20 protein-coding genes and 1 pseudogene are annotated in these 18,423 nt (G+C 39.6%); all 21 read right to left on the bottom strand.

The annotated features are described in order from the left end of the window. Window positions 1-22: 22 nt before the first annotated feature. The gene (locus tag X929_RS01415) at window positions 23-1,594 is read right to left on the bottom strand and encodes a recombinase family protein (protein ID WP_011994748.1); all 1,572 of its coding nucleotides are present in this window, start codon (window positions 1,592-1,594) and stop codon (window positions 23-25) included. Between the two features lies 1 nt (window position 1,595). Beyond that, on the bottom strand, window positions 1,596-2,048 hold the full coding sequence (locus X929_RS01410) for a recombinase family protein (protein WP_009052871.1): 453 nt from the start codon (window positions 2,046-2,048) through the stop codon (window positions 1,596-1,598). Beyond that, complete coding sequence (locus X929_RS01405; protein ID WP_103066267.1) at window positions 2,018-3,577, bottom strand: recombinase family protein; 1,560 nt, start codon at window positions 3,575-3,577, stop codon at window positions 2,018-2,020. The genes X929_RS01410 and X929_RS01405 overlap by 31 nt, the downstream gene beginning before the upstream one ends. 52 nt (window positions 3,578-3,629) lie before the next feature. After that, entirely contained in the window at window positions 3,630-3,860 is a 231-nt protein-coding gene (locus X929_RS01400) for an SHOCT domain-containing protein (protein WP_068557041.1), read from the bottom strand. Window positions 3,861-3,991: 131 nt separating this feature from the next. Then, entirely contained in the window at window positions 3,992-4,693 is a 702-nt protein-coding gene (locus X929_RS01395; RefSeq protein ID WP_004103219.1) for an N-acetylmuramoyl-L-alanine amidase, read from the bottom strand. Further along, on the bottom strand, window positions 4,690-5,100 hold the full coding sequence (locus X929_RS01390) for a phage holin family protein (protein ID WP_004103217.1): 411 nt from the start codon (window positions 5,098-5,100) through the stop codon (window positions 4,690-4,692). The genes X929_RS01395 and X929_RS01390 overlap by 4 nt, the downstream gene beginning before the upstream one ends. A gap of 81 nt (window positions 5,101-5,181) precedes the next feature. Continuing rightward, window positions 5,182-7,653, bottom strand: a complete 2,472-nt coding sequence (locus tag X929_RS01385) for a glycosyl hydrolase family 18 protein (protein WP_103066266.1) — start codon at window positions 7,651-7,653, stop codon at window positions 5,182-5,184. After that, a complete protein-coding gene (locus tag X929_RS01380; protein ID WP_068557045.1) occupies window positions 7,650-8,231 on the bottom strand; it encodes a hypothetical protein in 582 nt (193 codons plus the stop codon). Before X929_RS01380 ends, X929_RS01385 begins: the two co-directional genes overlap by 4 nt. A 9-nt stretch (window positions 8,232-8,240) precedes the next feature. Further along, window positions 8,241-8,435 carry a hypothetical protein gene (locus X929_RS01375; RefSeq protein WP_009052876.1) on the bottom strand — a complete coding sequence of 65 codons (195 nt, stop codon included), beginning with the start codon at window positions 8,433-8,435 and terminating at the stop codon, window positions 8,241-8,243. A gap of 15 nt (window positions 8,436-8,450) precedes the next feature. Then, window positions 8,451-10,973, bottom strand: coding sequence for a phage tail spike protein (locus tag X929_RS01370; RefSeq protein WP_068557047.1), 2,523 nt, complete (start codon window positions 10,971-10,973; stop codon window positions 8,451-8,453). A 4-nt stretch (window positions 10,974-10,977) separates the two neighbouring features. Beyond that, a complete protein-coding gene (locus X929_RS01365; protein WP_009052878.1) occupies window positions 10,978-11,751 on the bottom strand; it encodes a distal tail protein Dit in 774 nt (257 codons plus the stop codon). A 13-nt stretch (window positions 11,752-11,764) separates the two neighbouring features. Then, complete coding sequence (locus tag X929_RS01360; RefSeq protein WP_103066265.1) at window positions 11,765-14,323, bottom strand: phage tail protein; 2,559 nt, start codon at window positions 14,321-14,323, stop codon at window positions 11,765-11,767. Between the two features lie 26 nt (window positions 14,324-14,349). Then, window positions 14,350-14,541: pseudogene (locus X929_RS09895) on the bottom strand (hypothetical protein); the annotation flags it as partial. Beyond that, on the bottom strand, window positions 14,538-14,921 hold the full coding sequence (locus X929_RS01355) for a hypothetical protein (RefSeq protein WP_009052880.1): 384 nt from the start codon (window positions 14,919-14,921) through the stop codon (window positions 14,538-14,540). The pseudogene X929_RS09895 and the gene X929_RS01355, both read right to left, overlap by 4 nt. Before the next feature lie 12 nt (window positions 14,922-14,933). Then, window positions 14,934-15,536, bottom strand: a complete 603-nt coding sequence (locus X929_RS01350; protein WP_009052881.1) for a major tail protein — start codon at window positions 15,534-15,536, stop codon at window positions 14,934-14,936. A 3-nt stretch (window positions 15,537-15,539) separates the two neighbouring features. Next, complete coding sequence (locus X929_RS01345) at window positions 15,540-15,893, bottom strand: hypothetical protein (protein ID WP_009052882.1); 354 nt, start codon at window positions 15,891-15,893, stop codon at window positions 15,540-15,542. Further along, window positions 15,890-16,321, bottom strand: coding sequence for an HK97-gp10 family putative phage morphogenesis protein (locus tag X929_RS01340; RefSeq protein WP_009052883.1), 432 nt, complete (start codon window positions 16,319-16,321; stop codon window positions 15,890-15,892). The genes X929_RS01345 and X929_RS01340 overlap by 4 nt, the downstream gene beginning before the upstream one ends. Beyond that, entirely contained in the window at window positions 16,314-16,649 is a 336-nt protein-coding gene (locus X929_RS01335; protein ID WP_044036458.1) for a head-tail adaptor protein, read from the bottom strand. The genes X929_RS01340 and X929_RS01335 overlap by 8 nt, the downstream gene beginning before the upstream one ends. Before the next feature lie 3 nt (window positions 16,650-16,652). Beyond that, on the bottom strand, window positions 16,653-16,961 hold the full coding sequence (locus X929_RS01330) for a head-tail connector protein (protein WP_009052885.1): 309 nt from the start codon (window positions 16,959-16,961) through the stop codon (window positions 16,653-16,655). Window positions 16,962-16,980: 19 nt separating this feature from the next. Next, window positions 16,981-17,199 (bottom strand): hypothetical protein, encoded by a 219-nt coding sequence (locus X929_RS01325; RefSeq protein WP_012268679.1) that lies wholly within the window; start codon window positions 17,197-17,199, stop codon window positions 16,981-16,983. A 15-nt stretch (window positions 17,200-17,214) separates the two neighbouring features. After that, entirely contained in the window at window positions 17,215-18,414 is a 1,200-nt protein-coding gene (locus X929_RS01320) for a phage major capsid protein (protein ID WP_103066264.1), read from the bottom strand. Window positions 18,415-18,423 lie beyond the last annotated feature (9 nt).

The following is an 18,423-nucleotide window of genomic DNA, read 5'->3' as shown; positions in this document are numbered from 1 at the left end:
TCAATCGGCGGTCAAATTCGTTTTATTTTTCTATATCAATTTCTACACCAGATTTAAATTCAATAGTTAGTTTGTCATCATAAACCGTTATTTTCTCTATAAGTCTCCTTACTAGTTGCTCATCATACTCCTCAAGGAGGGTGGATTGTTCATTTAGGAACTTTTCCATATCTTCTAGTCTTTGCTTGGAGCCTTTTTTGCCAGCTTCTTCTGCTAAAGCCTTATGTCTTTCCTCTCTGAGCCTGTAAATCTCATCGGCTATATCGTTATAATCCTCTTTGGAATTGGCCAGTCTCAAAAGGTCTTTTTGTAATTCCTCTAGCTTTTTATCTATCTCGGAAACAACATTATTGCCCGTTTCACTTATCACTGTTTCTATATTTTCCTTTAAGATAGTTAAAAAGCCATCCTTTTGCCCTATTAGTTTATTAATTGCCTCTACCGTAGCAATACCTATCATATCCTCCAGCACGGTTCGGGAATGACAAGTTAACCCTGTATTCTCAAGTCTACTGACGCATCTCCAAACAATCGATTTTTTACCTCGATTATTCCAATGAACTCTACGGTATATTTCGCCACACTCACCACAGAAGATAATTTGCGAAAATACATGATTTGAACTAAAGTTTCTTTTCTTTCCACTAGTACTTATATGTCCTCTACTTCTACGAACTAACTCTTCTTGTACCTGCATGAAAATTTCACGCGGGATAATGGCTTCATGGTTATTCTCTACATAATACTGAGGTACGATTCCGTTATTCACAACCCTCTTTTTTGTAAGAAAATCTACCGTATAAGTTTTTTGGAGCAATGCATCACCAATGTATTTTTCATTGCTTAATATTTTCCTTATAGTACTGGTATGCCACCTTTTTTTCCCCGCTCCCGTAAGTATGCCATCAGTTTCAAGTCCTTTTTTGATTTTATCCATACTGGAGCCTTCAAGATACTCTCGGTAAATCCTTTTAACAATTTCAGCTTCCTCCGGCACAATTACTAATCGCTTATTTTCATCTTTGGTATATCCTAAAAACCTAGAACAATTGACCATTACCTCTCCCTGTTGGTATCGGTATTGGTAACCAAGCTTTACATTCTGGCTTAGTGACTGGCTCTCTTGTTGCGCTAAGGATGCCATAATGGTAAGCATAATTTCACCTTTGGCATCCAGTGTATTGATATTTTCTTTCTCAAAATATACCGCAACATTTTTATCTTTAAGTTTTCTGATGTATTGTAGACAGTCCAAGGTATTTCTAGCAAATCGGCTTATTGATTTGGTAATAACCATATCAATTTTCCCAGCCATACACTCATCAATCATTCGATTAAATTCATCACGATTTTTTGTATTTGTACCGCTGATACCATCATCAGCAAAGATCCCTGCAAATTCCCACTCTGAATTTTTCTTAATAAATTCAGTATAATGTTCAATCTGCACTTCGTAACTACTAGCTTGTTCATCACTGTCGGTAGAAACTCGACAATAAGCAGCAACCCGAAGTTTTGGTGTTTCATCTTCTTTTCGATTGTTGCCCATGCGTTTTATTGCAGGTATAATCATTACATTTTTACTAACTGCCATCTTACTGTCCCTCACTTTCTATTAAGCTATAAACATACTCCGCTTGTGTAAAAGGATTTGTATACTTCTGAATTACTTGTCCTATGGTAAACTTCTTAGAAATAGTAGGTTTGTCTTCTTTCTTGGGTTCAAAGATTCTACCTAGCTTTTTCGCTCTCTTTACCCTCTCTGCTTCTGCTTTTTCGTAGGTCTCTTTATCAATGATGGCAGGGTAATAATCATCACCAAGATAACGTTCGTTTCTTAGCATCCTTCCAGCAGTTCCATGATAAGCATCTATTCCAGCAGTCTTTGCTGCGACCGATAAAGAAAGGCCTGATAAGTATCCCCTATACAAACTCCTAACCTTTTCAGCTTTTTCTTCATCGATAACTGCTCTACCATTCTCTATCCTATAGCCGTAAGGCGTATGTGCCACTTTTCTCACATCCTTTCCCTTAGTGTGATTCCGCATTTTAAAATGAAACCTATCTCTACTCTTGAGAAGACAATTATTTTTTCAACATAATCATTAAAAAGTTGGTCGTTAAAGTCACTTAACATTTCAGCCTTATTTGTAAATTTTATTAAGTTACTGACTTCCTGCACCTTTGATAATTCTCCATTTAAGGCATGAATTAATGCTTCTTTTTGCTCCATATAGTTGTTTGCTTCCATTTGCAGTTCATTGTTTTCTCGATTAAAAAGGGCAGGTTCTAGATATCCCTTCGCCATAAGCTTTACAAGCAGTTCTCTCTGTTCCGCGTTTTTTTCAATTTGCTTCTCTAATTCCTGAATTCTTGAAAGGTTATCAGACTTGTTCATTCCACGTAAAGCCTCTAATAGTGGTTGTAGAATAAGTTTTCTACCGAAAATCAGCTTGTTCATCATAGTAACAAAGGCCGTCTTTATATCCTCATCTCGAATAAACTGCATGGAACATTCTGTTATCTGCTTTAAGTGTTTGCTACAACACCAGGCTACGTATTTTCTTGCACCAGATGAATGAATTCGCCTTTTAAAGGTACTACCACATTCCGAGCAAATAATTTTTCCAGAGAAAGAATACCGGTTTTGGTATTTATTGTTACGCTTTTCTATGCCCTTTTCTTTTGCCCTTTGATTTAAGGCAGCTTCTACTGCTTCAAATACTTCATGGCTGATAATTGCCTCATGGTGATTTTCTATTAAATATTTATTTTTCTCACCATAATTGGTGCGCTTATTAAATCGGGAATCTGTATAAGTTTTTTGCAGTATAGCATCCCCAGTATATTTCTCATTTTTTAATATCCCTCGAATTGTAGTAGCAGTCCAACGAGCACCTCTTTTAGTAGGTATACCCATTTGATTAAGATCATCTGCAACTTTCTGTGTACCTTTGCCCGATAATACTTCTGCGAAAATATACTTCACGATTTCTGCCTGCTCAGGGTTTACCACCATTTGACCATCAATGTTGTCATAACCAAATGGTGGGTATGAAATCTTAAAAGTTCCGTTTTGAAATCTCCTTTGAACTGCCCATTTGTTGTTTTCCGAAATGGAAATGGACTCGCTTTCTGCAAGTCCACTTAATATAGAAAGCATCAACTCACTTTCCATTGATTGGGTATTGATATTCTCTTTCTCAAAATAGATGTAAATACCCAGGTCCAACAGTTTACGAACCATCTCTAAACAATCCGTTGTGTTTCTTGCAAACCTACTAATGGACTTTGTAATAATTAAGTCAATCTTCTTGCTTTCGCAATCTGATAGCATTCTAAGAAGTTCTGACCGGTTTTCTTTTTTAGTCCCACTGATCCCCTCATCATAATACAAGCCAACATATTCCCATTCTGGGTTTGCCTTTATGTAAGTCTCATAATGGGATTTTTGTGCTTCTAGGCTCACTAACTGTTCATCACTGTCCGTAGAAACACGACAATAAGCAGCTACTCGTAATTTTGGCTTGATAATTGATGTACCCTTATTCCCGTCTATTTTTGTTATCTTTTTCATCGACTCACCTCCTTTTTGGTAGGTCACATATTACCTCTGAACGCCCAGTATATCAAGGAATATCGGGCATTATCTGTGCTAACATAGGTGAGAAAGTTTCGCGGTTTAATAGCATAATTTTGTTGAACTCTTCCTTTGAAATAAGACCCTTATCAAGCATTTGATGTAATAGCTTTTCCGCCCTATAATAATCAAATTCTCTTTGAAGAGCCTCGGCACTTAGATATTTCCTTTTTAGATTTAATAGTAGATCCTGTTTATCTGTAATTTTAGTAATCTGCATATAGGTAACCTCCATTTCTACAGGTAGACCCCTGCACCTATATGCAAAAATCCCTAATGATTCGAACCCCTAAAGGTCAAAAAAAAATGACCCGAAGAGCTATTACACTCCTCAGGTCATAGGTAAAAGTGTTAATCATACTTTATAAACGCATCCGTAAAGCCAGCCTTTTTCGCTTTGGCAAGCTGGGCCTCTGCATTGGCTTTTACGGAATAAGCACCGATTTGAACGCGGTAGTATTTCTTTTTCTCTGTTTCTCCAGATTTAGCTCCTTCACTTAAGAGGCTTTTTACATCTGCACGAAATGTATCCATGCTCTTTCCATGCTTAGGAAACCAGTTTTTCGGATCACCATGATTACTTGCGATTCCTCTTTGATAGCCTTCATAATGGCCAATAATATCTTTTTCAGTTAGATTGTATAATTTGCAAAGATAAACACAAAGCTCTACCGCTTCTTTATAAACCGCATTAAAATACGAGGCATCGGTCAATCCATCCTCGCATATTTCAAAACCAATATGTGTATCATTTGCACTTCCTCCAGCATGCCACCCTCGATGGTCCCATGGTAGAGTTTGATAGGTAGCAATTGAACCATCCTTAAGTTTTCCAATGAAAGCATGGACACAAACCTGTTTTCCATCGGGCCTATCCTGATTCCAGTGATTATTGTACTGATTTACACCTAATAAACCATCATCCGGCCCAACATATCTACGAAGATAAGGATTGTTGGCACCGGTGCTATGAACCATGATACCTTTCGGTGTAATCTTTTTACCTGCCTTATAACAAGCATTTTCAGTCAGAATAAATTTTCTTAGATTCAATATTCCTTACCTCCTTTATTATGCAACTGAACAAGGATATCTTTTAATTTTTCTGGTATTGGTAGTCCTAATCGACCAGCATTTTCTAGCATAGATACACCTTCATTGGAGCAATAGAAAAAGATGATAGCAGTCCGAAGCACGCTCCCATCTCCGATCAGATTTGTATCAATCAAATGTCCAACTCCAACTAGAATAAAAATAAGTACTTTTTTGAATATGCCCTTAAACCCTATTTCACTTGATAGTTTCTTTTCAACAATGGCACACATGACACCGGTGATATAATCAGCCACCATTAATGCCACTAATGCATATAAAAATCCATCAAAACCTCCTAAAAACCATCCTAAAAGTCCACCAAGTACAGTAAACGCAGTTTGTATCCAACTCCAAATTTCCTTCATTATTTTTACCTCCTTCATGATTGGTGCATATATAAAAAGAGTGTCTGCATTATCGCAAACACTCTTGGTTCAGTGTGTTAATTATATTTGTTTAGGTAAGGCTTCCCATAACCTCATATCCTCCTGTCCCAGAGACCATATCGCAATCCCCCTAAGCTTCCATCGATACGCTGCCTCATTTGCCCAATAGACTAGGCTATCCACGTCTTGGTAGTAAAGAATTGAGAAGCCATCAGCATCCCCGAGAAATAGGCGTGAAATCCATACATTAATGTCCTTAGGCACAATCTTTACTGAATAGTCATTTCCACAGACCAATGATAAAAGCTCTGAGTGAAAAAAATCATAATCCATGGAAATATCCTGACTTCTTGTTGAAGCTTCCTCCACATCACTGTTAACTGTAAAAACCTGAAACTCACTATCCCATGTAACACCAGTTCTTTCTAGTCTCCCATACTCCGTTCTAGTTCCATCTGGGAAGATTACATCAAATCTTTCATAAGGTTCATAAGTCCAGGCATCTCCTAATCTTATTAATTCACATAGAATACGTCCATCCGATTGAATTCCGGCATAACCACCTGAATAACCATCAAGCGACGCTGTGAATCGCAAAATACTACTTGCTCCAGAATAAACCCTTACAGAATTACTACGTATCCTCATTTCAATGGTGTACATTCTTGGATTTGAGCGAAGATCTGATGATGGAGTTTTAGAAATTTCGGTTGCATAGCTTCCGATTAGAGTAGAACCATTATATAGTTCAATACGCTGTGAATTAATATTTAAACAGCAAAAGAGTTCTCCACAAAAAATGCCAGCTCGACCACTTCCATCTGAAGGAAAAGCTAATCTCGCTCTTAAATGAACATCTGAGAAACCATTATAATTCCACGCTAACCTCCCATGCCCATCAAGCTGTGAATAAGGGCGAGCAGCTGAATCATTCTTGTTCTGCCACACCTCCCACTCTCCGCTTAGTGTTGTCCAATAGCTGGATGGAAGCGGATTTTCATCTCTAAAGTCTTCATACCAAATTAGTGCTGAATCAGGCTTTCTACGAAGTACTTCCGTTGTCAATTTAAATCCTCGATCGGGCTGAACCATTAAACCGTTCACATCTTTAAACTGGCGAGGGGATAACATGAAGTCAGCCTCTCCAGCAGAAGGCTCTTCACTAAAGCTTGAACATACCCGAAATCCATAGAACTGTACTCCTGTTACTGAGGAACTAACTGTGACAGTATGAGTTCCAGCTGAAAGATATACACTCGAAGCCAAAGAGCTCCAGCAAGTTGTTCTCCAATATGGCCACCATAACCTACTCTCACTAAATACCTTATTTATTCCGTCAAGCGAAACATGGATAGTATTCTTGTCCCAAAAAGGAAAAGAAAAGCGAATAGCTACATCATAAAAACCAGCAGATTCTATTTCAAATTCGTAGGTGGCTTCACCTTCATCTCCAAGTGTAATAAATTGAGATGAAACTGATACATTACCAAAATAATTATCAGGTGTTCCACCACTACGGTCTATAAAGATTGTGCCAAATTCAGTTTTTTGTTGCTTACTATAGGCGGTCAAATATCTGCGACGATTGTAGGATTCCTCAAGTAATGGGTATGTTCTTGAAACAGCATCCCAGCCTTCCATGTAGTCATACACATGTGGTAACGCCCAAGGAACCTTATCATAATCATCCCAATACGCAATGATTGGAATCATTGGTTGAGGTGGCCCGTCATCAGTAAAGTTATATCCTCCTGTCATCCAAAGCTTTGCTGCATAATAAGTGTTTGAAATCCCACGATATGTTATTCCAAGGTTCTCTGGTGTATCATGTATCCTCCAGTTCCAGCCATAGGCGGGCAATCCCAAAAATATTTTTTCAGGATTCATAACCCGAACAGCATAATCATAAATACCTTCCAACCAATCCCTCGGAGAAACCGGTCCCGGAGCAGAACCAGCCCATGCCATGCCATAACTCATAATCGCTGCCGTATCACAGTACGGATTTAAGTCTTCATAGACACACCAATTTTCGCCACCAACCGAGCCTTGTACTCCCGTCATTCCTGGTAAACAAATATTAACGAGTTTAGAAGAATCATAGGCTTTGACAGTATTATATATGTCACGAAATAGGGCATTGGCAGCATCCTTGTTCTCGTAGCCACCTCCACGTTCCAAGTCTATATCAACCCCTGCACACCATGGATACTTTTCCATAATGCGAATGATCTCAGTAAGAAATTTATCCTTCGCACCACTGGTATTATTTCTAAGGGCAGTAAAAATAGAAGCTGTACCATGATTCATAATAGTCAGTAGCCATTTGATATGAGGCCAACGGTTAATATAGGTAAGCATACTGGATATGCTTGTTCCTGTTTCTGTTATTGACCCGGTGATATCCACTTCAAAAGTAAAAATACCCACCGTATCAATTCGATCACCATAGTCTCGTAATGCTTGATACATGCGGGTATTCCCCATGAAACTCCAGACCATACAACGCTTACCTTTTAAATAGTCAATCAAAGGCGCTCACTTCCTTCCTGCATTTCTTGAAATTCGAACAATAGCCGAGCTGATTTTCTGTCTTCTAGCTTTATCACATGTTTGCTATCACCGGATGCTGTATATTGAAAAAAACCTTCCTTATCAGTTGGGTTTCCGTTCTTTAAACACTGCCTAGTTGATGCTAGTAGCGAAAAGGTATCACCTGGACTAACTGCCTCATTAAATATCACCTTGTGCGCCCCTGCTCCTTGAGACAATTGGATACTGCCTGCAGCCATATTTTGGTTGGGATAAATATGACAGTCAAGGCCAGCGGAAGTTGAACCCAGATTGAAGAGAATAATCGTCTCTCCGCTTCGAACTACTCCATTATAAAAGCGAACAGGAACAATTGTCTCATTCTCTCGATATTTTTGCAGCATGCTCTCTGTGTTAGTTGTATAACCAGTAAGGTGATTTCCTTCCTGTGCTTGAATATCAGTAAAATATACCGTACCTGTACAATCTTCAAGAAGTAAATTCACTGTTACGCTTACTACTCGTTTATCCTCTTTACAATGAATCGTCTCGGTAAATCTGGTAAATGCAACTGACATTTGCACCACCTACCCATCCAGCGTCCATTGTATTTCTGACACATGACCAACCCAGCCCGTAGCAACAGAGCCACCTTGCAAAAGCATATCCGTAAAGAATACCTCACCAGTACAATCAGTAATGAAAAGACGGATGGTAAGCGACTTTATCTTGCCAAAACCTCTCGGTGTAATAGCATGAGCTGTCTGTGAAAAATAAGCCATAGCGCTACCTCCTTCCTAATAGAGATCAATAAACCTAGTTTCTGTCGAACCGTCCTCATATTCAATAACAACTTCAATTCCAACTTTTCCGTTTGGCCCTTTCTGTAGGTTTTCCGATGCAATCTGCACTGAAAATGTGTAACTCTTCCTACTTGCAGGATACACAGTCTGGGATAGACTTTTTGTCATTCCTAAAACTCCCTCAGCTTTAAAAGAAGCTGATCCTGATACACCATTATTAGGGTCCACTGTAAAGCCTGAACTAAGCCAATAGGTTAACCCGTCATCAGCTCGTGAATTTCGTAGATGATTAAAAGGCACTAAGTCTTTTACTTCCTGACGGTCAAGAACATCAGCTGAAGATAAAATATCAGCAGCTTTATCCCAAACAGCAGATGAATCCCCTAGTTCTCTTAAAGTTGTTGATAGCTCCAGCAATGTTTTCCATGGTTCTTGGAGATTATATTGTCTGCGTACCACACGAGTTTTGACAGATAAATTCAAATCTTTATCATCCACAGTTACTATATCACCTAGCTTCCATGCCTCATGCTCATAGCCTGTCAACACCGATAAATCCATAGCAGAAAGAACATATGAAATTCGTGGCTTTGCATACTGAGCTAAGCGCATATTAGCAAATTCGAGCAACTGATAGGGATTGCTAATTGATGAAGCATCCAGCGTTCCTACTCTAACTTCTGATGAATAGCTATAATCCTCAACATACTCCTTATTACCATTGATAGAAGCAAATGTCATACCATCTTTACCATAAGCATAAAGGCGAGTGATTAGACTTCTAGTATCCACTACGCGCTGTATACTTTTCATGTTCTTTCTATAGCAAAACAATGCCCCACTATCAGTACCTCCAAATGTCAAAAGATGTACCAAACGATTGGCACTATCGAAAATCAAGTCGCCTCCATGAATATTCTGTATTGTTCGTAGGATAGCTAATGCATTCTTTTCTGTTGATTGCCATGTACGTTTAGTATTTACAGTTACGTTTCCTAATGACCAGCCAGTATTAAGTAAGGCATAGCGCATAGGGACTTCTGGTGTCTCTGCAACAAATTCCATGGGTTCTTTTTCAGCACTAAAAGAAAGATCATAAAATGCTGCTTCCGCATATACTTGAGTTACAACTCTTCCATCGGAGCTTTTCTCATCTGTTATAGTTCGAATACGATAAACATCATTAACAATCTGCACCTGTTTTTCATTGTCTAATGTCTCTCGCTTGGAATCATGAAATGGCAGTTTAAACTCCAGAATATCAGCACCATTTACTTCACTTGTTACTACAATATCAAAGGCATTTTCTAACACTGCTTCCCAAGCCCCGTTAGTATCCAACACAACTGGTCTTGCAAATCCAAGTCTCTCATAAGGAGGTTTTGGTATATCATGTAGTTGTATTTCAAGAAGTTTAGGAGTTCTACTGGTGTCTTGAGTAGATAATGTAATTCGATAACGAATATATTCTCTGTTTGGAGATTGTAATTCCCCACTTGTTCCAATAGCCTGCCATTCAGTCCAACTAGACAAATCATCTGATGTAGAAGTTTCAACTAAGCTTATCGATGTTATACCTGCAATGTATTCACTTGTAACTGATACTCTACCCGTTCCAGAAAGCCCACAGGCAGCTGCTATCGAATAAAACTGGCCACTTTGTGCATAGACTCCGCTTGTTGCTTTTAGTATGACAGAACCAGGGTCCACAAGAGCATCAACATCAGCAGTGCTGTCTCCACCGTTTGCCAAAATTGAAGATTTAAAATAGAAAATAAGATCCTCCATGGTAAGCGAAGAATCTTTTTCATAGAACCAGTCATCAAATCCTCCTGCGTAATAATAGGTATTTGCATGCATCCCCATCACAATGTCCGCAACACAGGATTGATTTAAGTCTCCCGTGAATGTTCGAACTGGAGATTGCCAGACAGCCCCATCACTTCGATCGCAAAGTAAGTTCTGTACCCTTTTGCTGTTTACCTCAATGATTGATGCAATAAAGTACCACCCGTTATTCTTTAGGGGAATAGTAGGTGTTTCTGTCTGGTCATATATCAGGGAGCCGGAAGAATTATACAGCATTAATCGCAACCTTCCCTGAAATAAAGAAACATAAAAAATTGGTTGGCCAGGGCCTTGTCTAGTATTGAAAATCGGGATATACGTCTGCCCCACAGAATAAGTAGTTGGGTTTATCCATCCACCAACAACAATCTTTTCACCTAAATCACTAAAAAAGCTACCATCATTGGTAGCCACTAAATGCGTCTTTTCACTTGTTGGATTAATGATATTCTGCCTAAAATATCTTCCTAATCTACCAGATGATAAGTTGGCTGATGTGCCTGACCATCCGGATACAAAGAAGTTTCTGTTATGACCAGAATCATCTGCAAGCATGTTATTGCTATCTGGTGTAGCTTCATTAAATCGCCAAAGAGCAACTGTCTTCTCGCTTACAGGAAACTCACCTGTAAAATCTGTCTGTGATGTTAAGATTGATTTAATTGCCACAAGCTCACCTCCATCTGCTTTTAGCCATAATCTTCAGCTCCGAAAAAGTTGCTCCCGCCACTGAAACTGTTATTTCATTTTCACCTTTGTGCAGTATAGGAAAGTTAAGCTCATCCAAGCCTGCAAGCCCATTTCTAAGTGTATTTCCGTTTGCATCGGTAATTTTTGCAGTTACTAATCCACTATCAATGACAAGCACTTCATCTGCTGCCAAAGCCCCAAATACTCGTAGTTCTTCGCCATTTGTCGTAATAGAAATGTAGGTGGATGATGAGCTGCTGATTATCCCCTTAAGTTGATAAACCGGTTCTGAATCCGCATTCCCAGTTAACCTTTTAATTTCATGAGCACCAACACTGGAAATCGTAAATTGTTCATCTATCAGTGCATAGGCGTGTGGATCTGGACAAATAAATTTTAATTCAAAGGCTCCAGCAGTTCTAAGTAATCTCTCACAATCTACTTGTTCAGTAAGCCGAGCATAAAAGTATCGATCGGGAATATCCTCTAATACAAGCTGCTTGAGACCATTCATTGGATTAAGCCATTCTGCAATAGAGTCTAAAACGCTCACTAAATCTGCAAAACTCTTTTGAGGATATACATTACAGCTGATTGTTATGATCCGCTCTGAACTATCACAACCAAAATCTGCAACTCCCGCCTTTCCTGGAACAACCTCATACGAATTTCGTAGAGCGGGCGATGCCTGCCACCTTGTAAGTTTTGCTTTTATCTTCATATTTTTTGAATTGATACCATTATAAACGAAGCCCATACATCGCCCTCCTTTATGCAGTTATAAATCTTCCTTGAGCTCGTGATCCTGTTTGCATTAAATTATATAGCTCCTGTGAAATCTTCCGAATGTCGTCCTCACTTCGAACAATCATCTGCTGTATCGTAATTAATGAACCTTCAAAAGTTCCATAGCTGCTACTAATGCCAGCTCCATTCATATTCAGATTGGAGTTGATGTCAAAATCAGTAGGGATAGCATTTTGCATATCCTTACTAACACTATTCATTGCTTTTTCAAAACCAACACCAATACCCTCTCCAAGGTTTTCGCCTATACCAGCAAATAATGTAGATGGTGAATGAATGCCAAAGAAATTTTTTATTTTATCGACAACACCACCAAAAAAGCCTGAAATTTTATCCCAAAGCCAGGCTCCAGCATCTGAGATACCCTGCCATAATCCTTTGATCAAATTGGTTCCAACCTGAGCCATTTGCCAAATTGAGCCTGTAAACCCTTTAACCAGTGCTGTAATAATTTGAGGTACAGCTTTTACAACCTCTACAATAATCGTTGGAAGGTTCTTAATCAGTGAAACTAACAGCATGATTCCCGCCTGAATAATCTGAGGTATGCTGCCAATAATAGCATTCACAAGAGAGGACACAATCTTTGGTATAGCAGTAATAACAGTCGAAATGATCTGTGGAAGATTTTGAACCAGTGCTACTAACAATTGCACTCCGGCATCAATAAACTGCGGAATTGAGCCCAAAATCGCTGTTATTAGCCCGTCGACAATTTGCGGAATTGCTTCTACAATTACTGTGATGATTTCTGGTAAAGCTGAAATTAAAGATGTTAGAAGTTGAATACCCGCTTCGATTATTTGAGGTATTGCACCAATAATAAAATCTACTATCCCAGTAATAATGACCGGCAATGCTGCAATCAACACTGGAAGAGCATCCAAAATACCCTGAGTTAGTCCAAGTACAAGCTGAAGTGCCGCCTCTAGGATCATTGGTAGGTTATCCAAAAGTGCCTGCACAATTTGTATCACTGCTGATACCGCAGCCGGAATTAACTGTGGCAGTGCTTCTGCAATTCCACTGACAATAGTTCCGATCATTTGTACTCCTGCCGTAACAAGTGCTGGTAAAGTTTCAATGATTCCATTGACTAATGTCATCAGTAGTATGACAGCCGCCTCTGTTATCTTCGGTAATGCAGAGGTAAGTCCTTGAACTAGAGAAATAATTATTTGAGAAGCAATATCCACTACAATTGGCAACTGCTCAGAAATAAATTGAACTGCTTCTTCTAAGATTCCACCAAAAGCATCAATTAAGCCTTGAACACCATCTTTCTCAAAGGCTTGAGATAATTCATCAATCCAACCATTAACCATCGGAAGAACAGTTCCAGAAAGCATGGTTGTTAACCCTTCAGCAAGCTGCCCCTTTAACGAAGCAACTCCATCCTCAAGAGTTGCCATTTGCCCAGAAAAAGTTTTGGATTGTGCTTCCATTGAACCATAGAAACGCCCACCTTCTGATGTTGCTGATGCAAATGCCTCCGCAACCATGTCTGCTGAAATTGCCCCTTTTGACATTTCCTCCTTGAGTTCACCGATGGATTTTCCGGTCTTACGTGAAATTTCCTCTAATGGGTTAAAGCCTGCATTAATCATTTGCATTAGGTCTTGCCCTGTTAACTTACCGGTTGAGGACATCTGTGCAAATGCTAAAGTTAAACTTTTGAATTTTTCGGCATCCCCCTGAGATATATCACCCAACTGTTTCATTCTTATTTGAGCTTCTTCTGCAGACATTCCAAAGCTCATAAGAGTTTGGGCTGATTGAGCAAGATCTTGCATTCCAAATGGAGTAGCCGCTGCTTCCTTTTTCAGATCATTCACTAACTTTTGTGCTTTTGCCTCATCGCCCAGCATGGTAGTAAACGATGCAGTATAACTTTCCATTTGAGCGTTGTATTCAACGCCATCCTTCATCGCACCCACAAATGCTTTTCCTATTCCCGCAATAGCCGAGCCTAATGCTTTTACTCCACCGATTATGGCATCTGATAGCAGATTTGCTTTAAGTACATCTCCCAAAACAGAGGTTTTCTTAGTGGCATCATCCATTTCATTGCCAACATCATCAACATTATCAGCAAGTTCATCGGCTGCATCAGCAGCATCTTCCATGTTGTCAGCACTTTCATCTGTAGCATCGGAATGATCACGCAAACTCTTATTGTTATTTTCAAGTTCTCGTTCCATGCCATTGAGCTCAGCCAAAGCTTTATTTAATTGAATCTGCCAATTTTGAGTTCTACGATCATTTTCTCCGAAAGAAGTGGAGGCATTATCTAGTGCAGATCGTAGTGTCTCTATCTTTTCTTTTTGTGCATCGATCGTTTTTTCTAATATTTCATTACGCGCTGTTAAGGCTTGGATGGACTTATCATTTTTATCAAACTGGGAGCTGATTAGAGCCATCTCACTACCTAAGACTTTAAATGCCTGGTTAATATCACGAAGTGCATTTTTAAATTCCTTTTCGCCTTCCACTCCGATTTTTAAACCGAAATTATCTGCCAAGATTACCTCCTCCTTTCGTTGAAAAATCAAATCCCATAAGGAATAATGTCATCGATATAAAGTTCCCGCTTCGGTTTTGACATCCCAAGGAACTGCTTATGACACTCCCATAAATCCATAAGCAAGCCAATAGGTGTAAGCCATGTTTCCTCTTCAGTGCGATTTAAATGAACAGTTCCGTAATATAAAAGCCGGGTAAAGAGTTCATTCTCATTTACCCGGTTTGCACGTTTTTTGAGTCATCTTCAGACTCAATATTCCTTTTTGTTCCCTTGAACATAGCTTCTGTTAGAGCACTCTTATATGTCGCTAGTTCCAAAGGAGAAGTAAGAAGCTCAACTTCTTCTTGAGTAAGAAGCGGCTTTTTGTTATCTGGATTTCGCAGGTTATGAATGAGCAGGCTCTGATTGGCCATTAAAGTTATCAGCCAGACTATTTCATCCAGTGCCATTTCGAAGTTCTCAGACTTCATCAATTTTTCACCCAAATTTTCAAGGCCACCATATCTACCCGCAATTTCTTTCGTGGCTTTAGTAGTAAGAATAAGTTCATACTCCTGCCCGCCAATATTAATCATTGCACTTCGTTCTTTATCCATTTCAATTCCCCCTTACTCTCCAATTCCACTAGAAGCTGCGAATGTGGGCTCATACACTTCGTTGAACCAGCTATTAATAACCGTTGAAGTTACCCCTTCATCACCCTCGTTAACTTCCGCCTTCCATGGATGCTTACCTTGACCATCTAGCTTATTTCTTCGAAGCACTGTTCCTTCGATAGTTGGGGTTGAAAAAGTGATACTATCGCCTTTTGTCGCTAAGTTTGTTGCAGGAATTCCAAACTTCACACGATACAGCCAAAAGTATCGGTATTTACCGTTTGCTTTTTGTGCTCTGAAGCCAATCGCAACTGGAGCTCCACCATCCTCACTGGTTGAGATGAGCACATGATTGTCATCAATGGTAGCTCCTGTTAAATCTCCGGCAGCTGCTACACCTATATCATCAATACCGAGTGTAAGGGTACCGCTTTTAAATTCTTTTACAATCTCAGCAGCACCATCATCTGCATAAAGAGTTGCCTCAGCAAGCTCAACGGAAAGTTCTGCACTGATTGCTTTTGCCAGAGGTTTCGGTGTTTCATAGGTTTCATCACCGTTTATGTCTTCAGTGATTTTTGCATAATAAAGCCTATCAAGACCTATCGTAGCCATTTCTTATTCCTCCATTTCCAATTGAAATTCATATGATTTAGCCACATCTATGGCATAATGGTGATAATCGGTATCATCCTCATGTCCAATGTACCGACGGTCCGTTATAGTAAAATCCGCACCCAAAAGAGTGCGGACAATAGTGTTTTTTATAGTTGTATAATTTCCTTTTACAAATAAGGAAAGTCTAGCTTCCTGTACTTCATATCCTGGTGCATTATCAGCATGAACTTCGAATAAATCAATAAGTGGTGTAATTACAATATAAATATCAGGAGGAACACCAGAAAACCGTCCTGTCTCTACTGGAATATTGCACATATCTGCAATGAATTTGAGTTCATTTAATATACTCATAAGTTTTCTACCTCCTGCTCAAACCTTTTCTTCATAGCGTCAATACATGCTTTTCTTGACGCACTTCTTGCAGGCTTTAAAAATGGTTTTGGTGGCTGACCTGATTTTCCATATTCAATAATATTGGCTATCTTGGCATTACTTTCGCCATTTCTTCGTGGCTCCTTGAAACCCACCTTCACGTTAAAATTTCCATTCCTATCTACTTTTGCCGGAGACAGTCCCAGGGAATTGACAAGCTCACCAGTAGACCGACTTTTCTCTTTTGTTCCACTACCAACTACAGCTTTCAAATTTGACATTACCTTTTCTAAAACAATTTCTCCGCCTGACTCAAGTACTTTTGGAATAATTTCATCCGTCTTTTCTCCCAGTCTTGATAGTTTTAGAAGGAACTCCTCAGGCATTTTAACTTGTACTTTAGCCACTTGACCCCACCACCTTTTTTGCCAAAACTTCAATATATATGCCTCTGCCTTTTACATCTTCAACATTTGTAATCTCATAACGACCATCACTACACACAATCACCGTATTGGTAGACACCTCAACATCAGGTATCTTACGAAAGCAAAACAGAGCAGTCGCTTCAGAAAATACTGCTCGATTGGCCCATTTTTCATTACCATGACGTTCTTCTTTATAAGCACGAACAGAAGCAAGGATGATATCCTTAGATTTACCGAAACCTTCACTGTCTCTCGTTGTTTCAACGGATATGATATCAATAAAGGTGTTCATCTTACCAAAACTCATACTCTACACCTTCCAATCTCGGTCAAGTCTAAGCAGTAAATTTACAGTGTTCCAAACTTGTTGGCTTGCCTGGACGTTATCAGCAAAAAAGCCGCCAGTACTGCCATCTCGACTTTCATAGAAGTGAGATGATAACATGATGACGGCTTGCTCTGTAGTTGGTGGCATTTCATTTTCAGAATAATGTCCTTCTGGTAGATGCTGATAACTCTCGGCATAAGCGATAGCGGTGTTGATATACATTTGAAGAAGCTCATCATCGCGTTCATGCTCGAGAATTAAGTTAGCTTTTACTTTTTCAAATAGAGTCATAACCGTCACCATCCTTTTTTTAAGGCGTATCCGCAGTCATGATTCCTGCGGCTTTAAGCTTACTTAGTAAGGCATTAAAGTCTGTCACCAAAGCTTCTACAGTTTCCGCAGTACTTGCTGGTTGATTATCAAGAACAGGGAGCCCAGTTACTTTGGCTCCCTCTTCAATTACAAGCTCTCCACCTATAACTGTCTTTTCCCCGCCTTGTTCGGTGTAGTTCTTTGCGTTATAGCTCATCATTTACACCTCCCATTAAGCCTTCTGCTGAAGAACTTTGATGGCTTCAGGTAAGATAAGCTTTCCATCTACACGCTGGCTCGCAAGGAAACCAACCTGCCCTGTGGTTGCAAAAAGCTCGTTTAAACGTTTGAAAGAACGTCCCTGTCTATCGGCAATCCAATAATATCCGAAATCACCGAAGGCAATAGTTTTAGCTCCAGCTTCAATAGTAGGAGCATAAGCTGAAGTATAAACCGGACGATTTAATAAAGTATCTGGAGTACCTGCTGTTAAAGAAGGCTGCCACAGATATTGACCTTGACCGTCTTTCAGCTTACGGATTGCCTTTACTGTTGCATCATTCATCAGGAATACCGCGTTCTTTCTATATGGCGCTTTTAATGAGTAAACAAGATCGATAATCTCATCTGCAGTAATAGCAGTTGCAGACCCTGCTGTCACTCCAAGCTGTGCTCCGCCTGTTGCGTTGAAAATACCAGTAGGTTTTCCATCTCCATCTCCAACTAAAAAAGCTTCTTCTTCCTTAGCACCGATTCTACGGGCAAATTCAGTGGAGATATAATTCTCCAGATCAAATACACTGTCATTGAGAAGTTCATCAGAAACTTTAATCATTGTACCCAGCTTGTAAGCACCAATAGATGTCTGACCGAATACAGAATCACTCTCATCAAACTCCTCACCTTCGTCAAGCCAAGCAGCTGTGCCTTTGGTCACCACAACCGGGATTTTACGATCACCACTTGAAGTTTGAATAATCTTTGCAAGTTTACGGAATACATTCTCTTCCTCAAGAGTTTGAACCAAGGTGCTCTCAAATTCATCAGGAACAAGGTATCCTCCCTCAGAATCAGTGCCTACAGATAAGGCGTTTAACACATCATGACGAGGGTTTTTGCTACGCATTACGTTCCAGAATGCTTTCCTATATTCATCACTGGCTCTTCCGGTCTTTGTATCCATCCCTGGAACAGCTGGCTTTCCAGTAAGAGGCATATTTACTGGCTTATTAAGCTCTGCTTCAAGAGCCTCTTGACGTTCCAATCTTGCTATTTCCTTACCGAGATTAATAATGTCTTCTTCCATTTTGTCATAGGTTGCTGCATCTTCTGCGGATACAAGCCCATCACTACCACGCTTTGAATCAAGAAATGCCTTTGCTGCTTCCCATGCTTTTGCGCGTTTTTCACGCAGTTCAAGAATTTTACTCATTTTTATTCC

This window comes from Petrotoga olearia DSM 13574, assembly GCF_002895525.1.
Classification (GTDB): domain Bacteria; phylum Thermotogota; class Thermotogae; order Petrotogales; family Petrotogaceae; genus Petrotoga; species Petrotoga olearia.
The sequence above is the reverse complement of the archived record's forward strand: the minus strand, read 5'-3'. Positions and strand labels throughout refer to the sequence as shown.

Coding starts and splice junctions, on each gene's coding strand:
- X929_RS01415 (WP_011994748.1), bottom strand. CDS start 1,594: ATGGCAGTTAGTAAAAATGTAATGATTATACCTGCAATAAAACGCATG.
- X929_RS01410 (WP_009052871.1), bottom strand. CDS start 2,048: ATGCGGAATCACACTAAGGGAAAGGATGTGAGAAAAGTGGCACATACG.
- X929_RS01405 (WP_103066267.1), bottom strand. CDS start 3,577: ATGAAAAAGATAACAAAAATAGACGGGAATAAGGGTACATCAATTATC.
- X929_RS01400 (WP_068557041.1), bottom strand. CDS start 3,860: ATGCAGATTACTAAAATTACAGATAAACAGGATCTACTATTAAATCTA.
- X929_RS01390 (WP_004103217.1), bottom strand. CDS start 5,100: ATGAAGGAAATTTGGAGTTGGATACAAACTGCGTTTACTGTACTTGGT.
- X929_RS01380 (WP_068557045.1), bottom strand. CDS start 8,231: ATGTCAGTTGCATTTACCAGATTTACCGAGACGATTCATTGTAAAGAG.
- X929_RS01375 (WP_009052876.1), bottom strand. CDS start 8,435: ATGGCTTATTTTTCACAGACAGCTCATGCTATTACACCGAGAGGTTTT.
- X929_RS01365 (WP_009052878.1), bottom strand. CDS start 11,751: ATGGGCTTCGTTTATAATGGTATCAATTCAAAAAATATGAAGATAAAA.
- X929_RS01355 (WP_009052880.1), bottom strand. CDS start 14,921: ATGGATAAAGAACGAAGTGCAATGATTAATATTGGCGGGCAGGAGTAT.
- X929_RS01350 (WP_009052881.1), bottom strand. CDS start 15,536: ATGGCTACGATAGGTCTTGATAGGCTTTATTATGCAAAAATCACTGAA.
- X929_RS01345 (WP_009052882.1), bottom strand. CDS start 15,893: ATGAGTATATTAAATGAACTCAAATTCATTGCAGATATGTGCAATATT.
- X929_RS01335 (WP_044036458.1), bottom strand. CDS start 16,649: ATGAGTTTTGGTAAGATGAACACCTTTATTGATATCATATCCGTTGAA.
- X929_RS01330 (WP_009052885.1), bottom strand. CDS start 16,961: ATGACTCTATTTGAAAAAGTAAAAGCTAACTTAATTCTCGAGCATGAA.
- X929_RS01325 (WP_012268679.1), bottom strand. CDS start 17,199: ATGAGCTATAACGCAAAGAACTACACCGAACAAGGCGGGGAAAAGACA.
- X929_RS01320 (WP_103066264.1), bottom strand. CDS start 18,414: ATGAGTAAAATTCTTGAACTGCGTGAAAAACGCGCAAAAGCATGGGAA.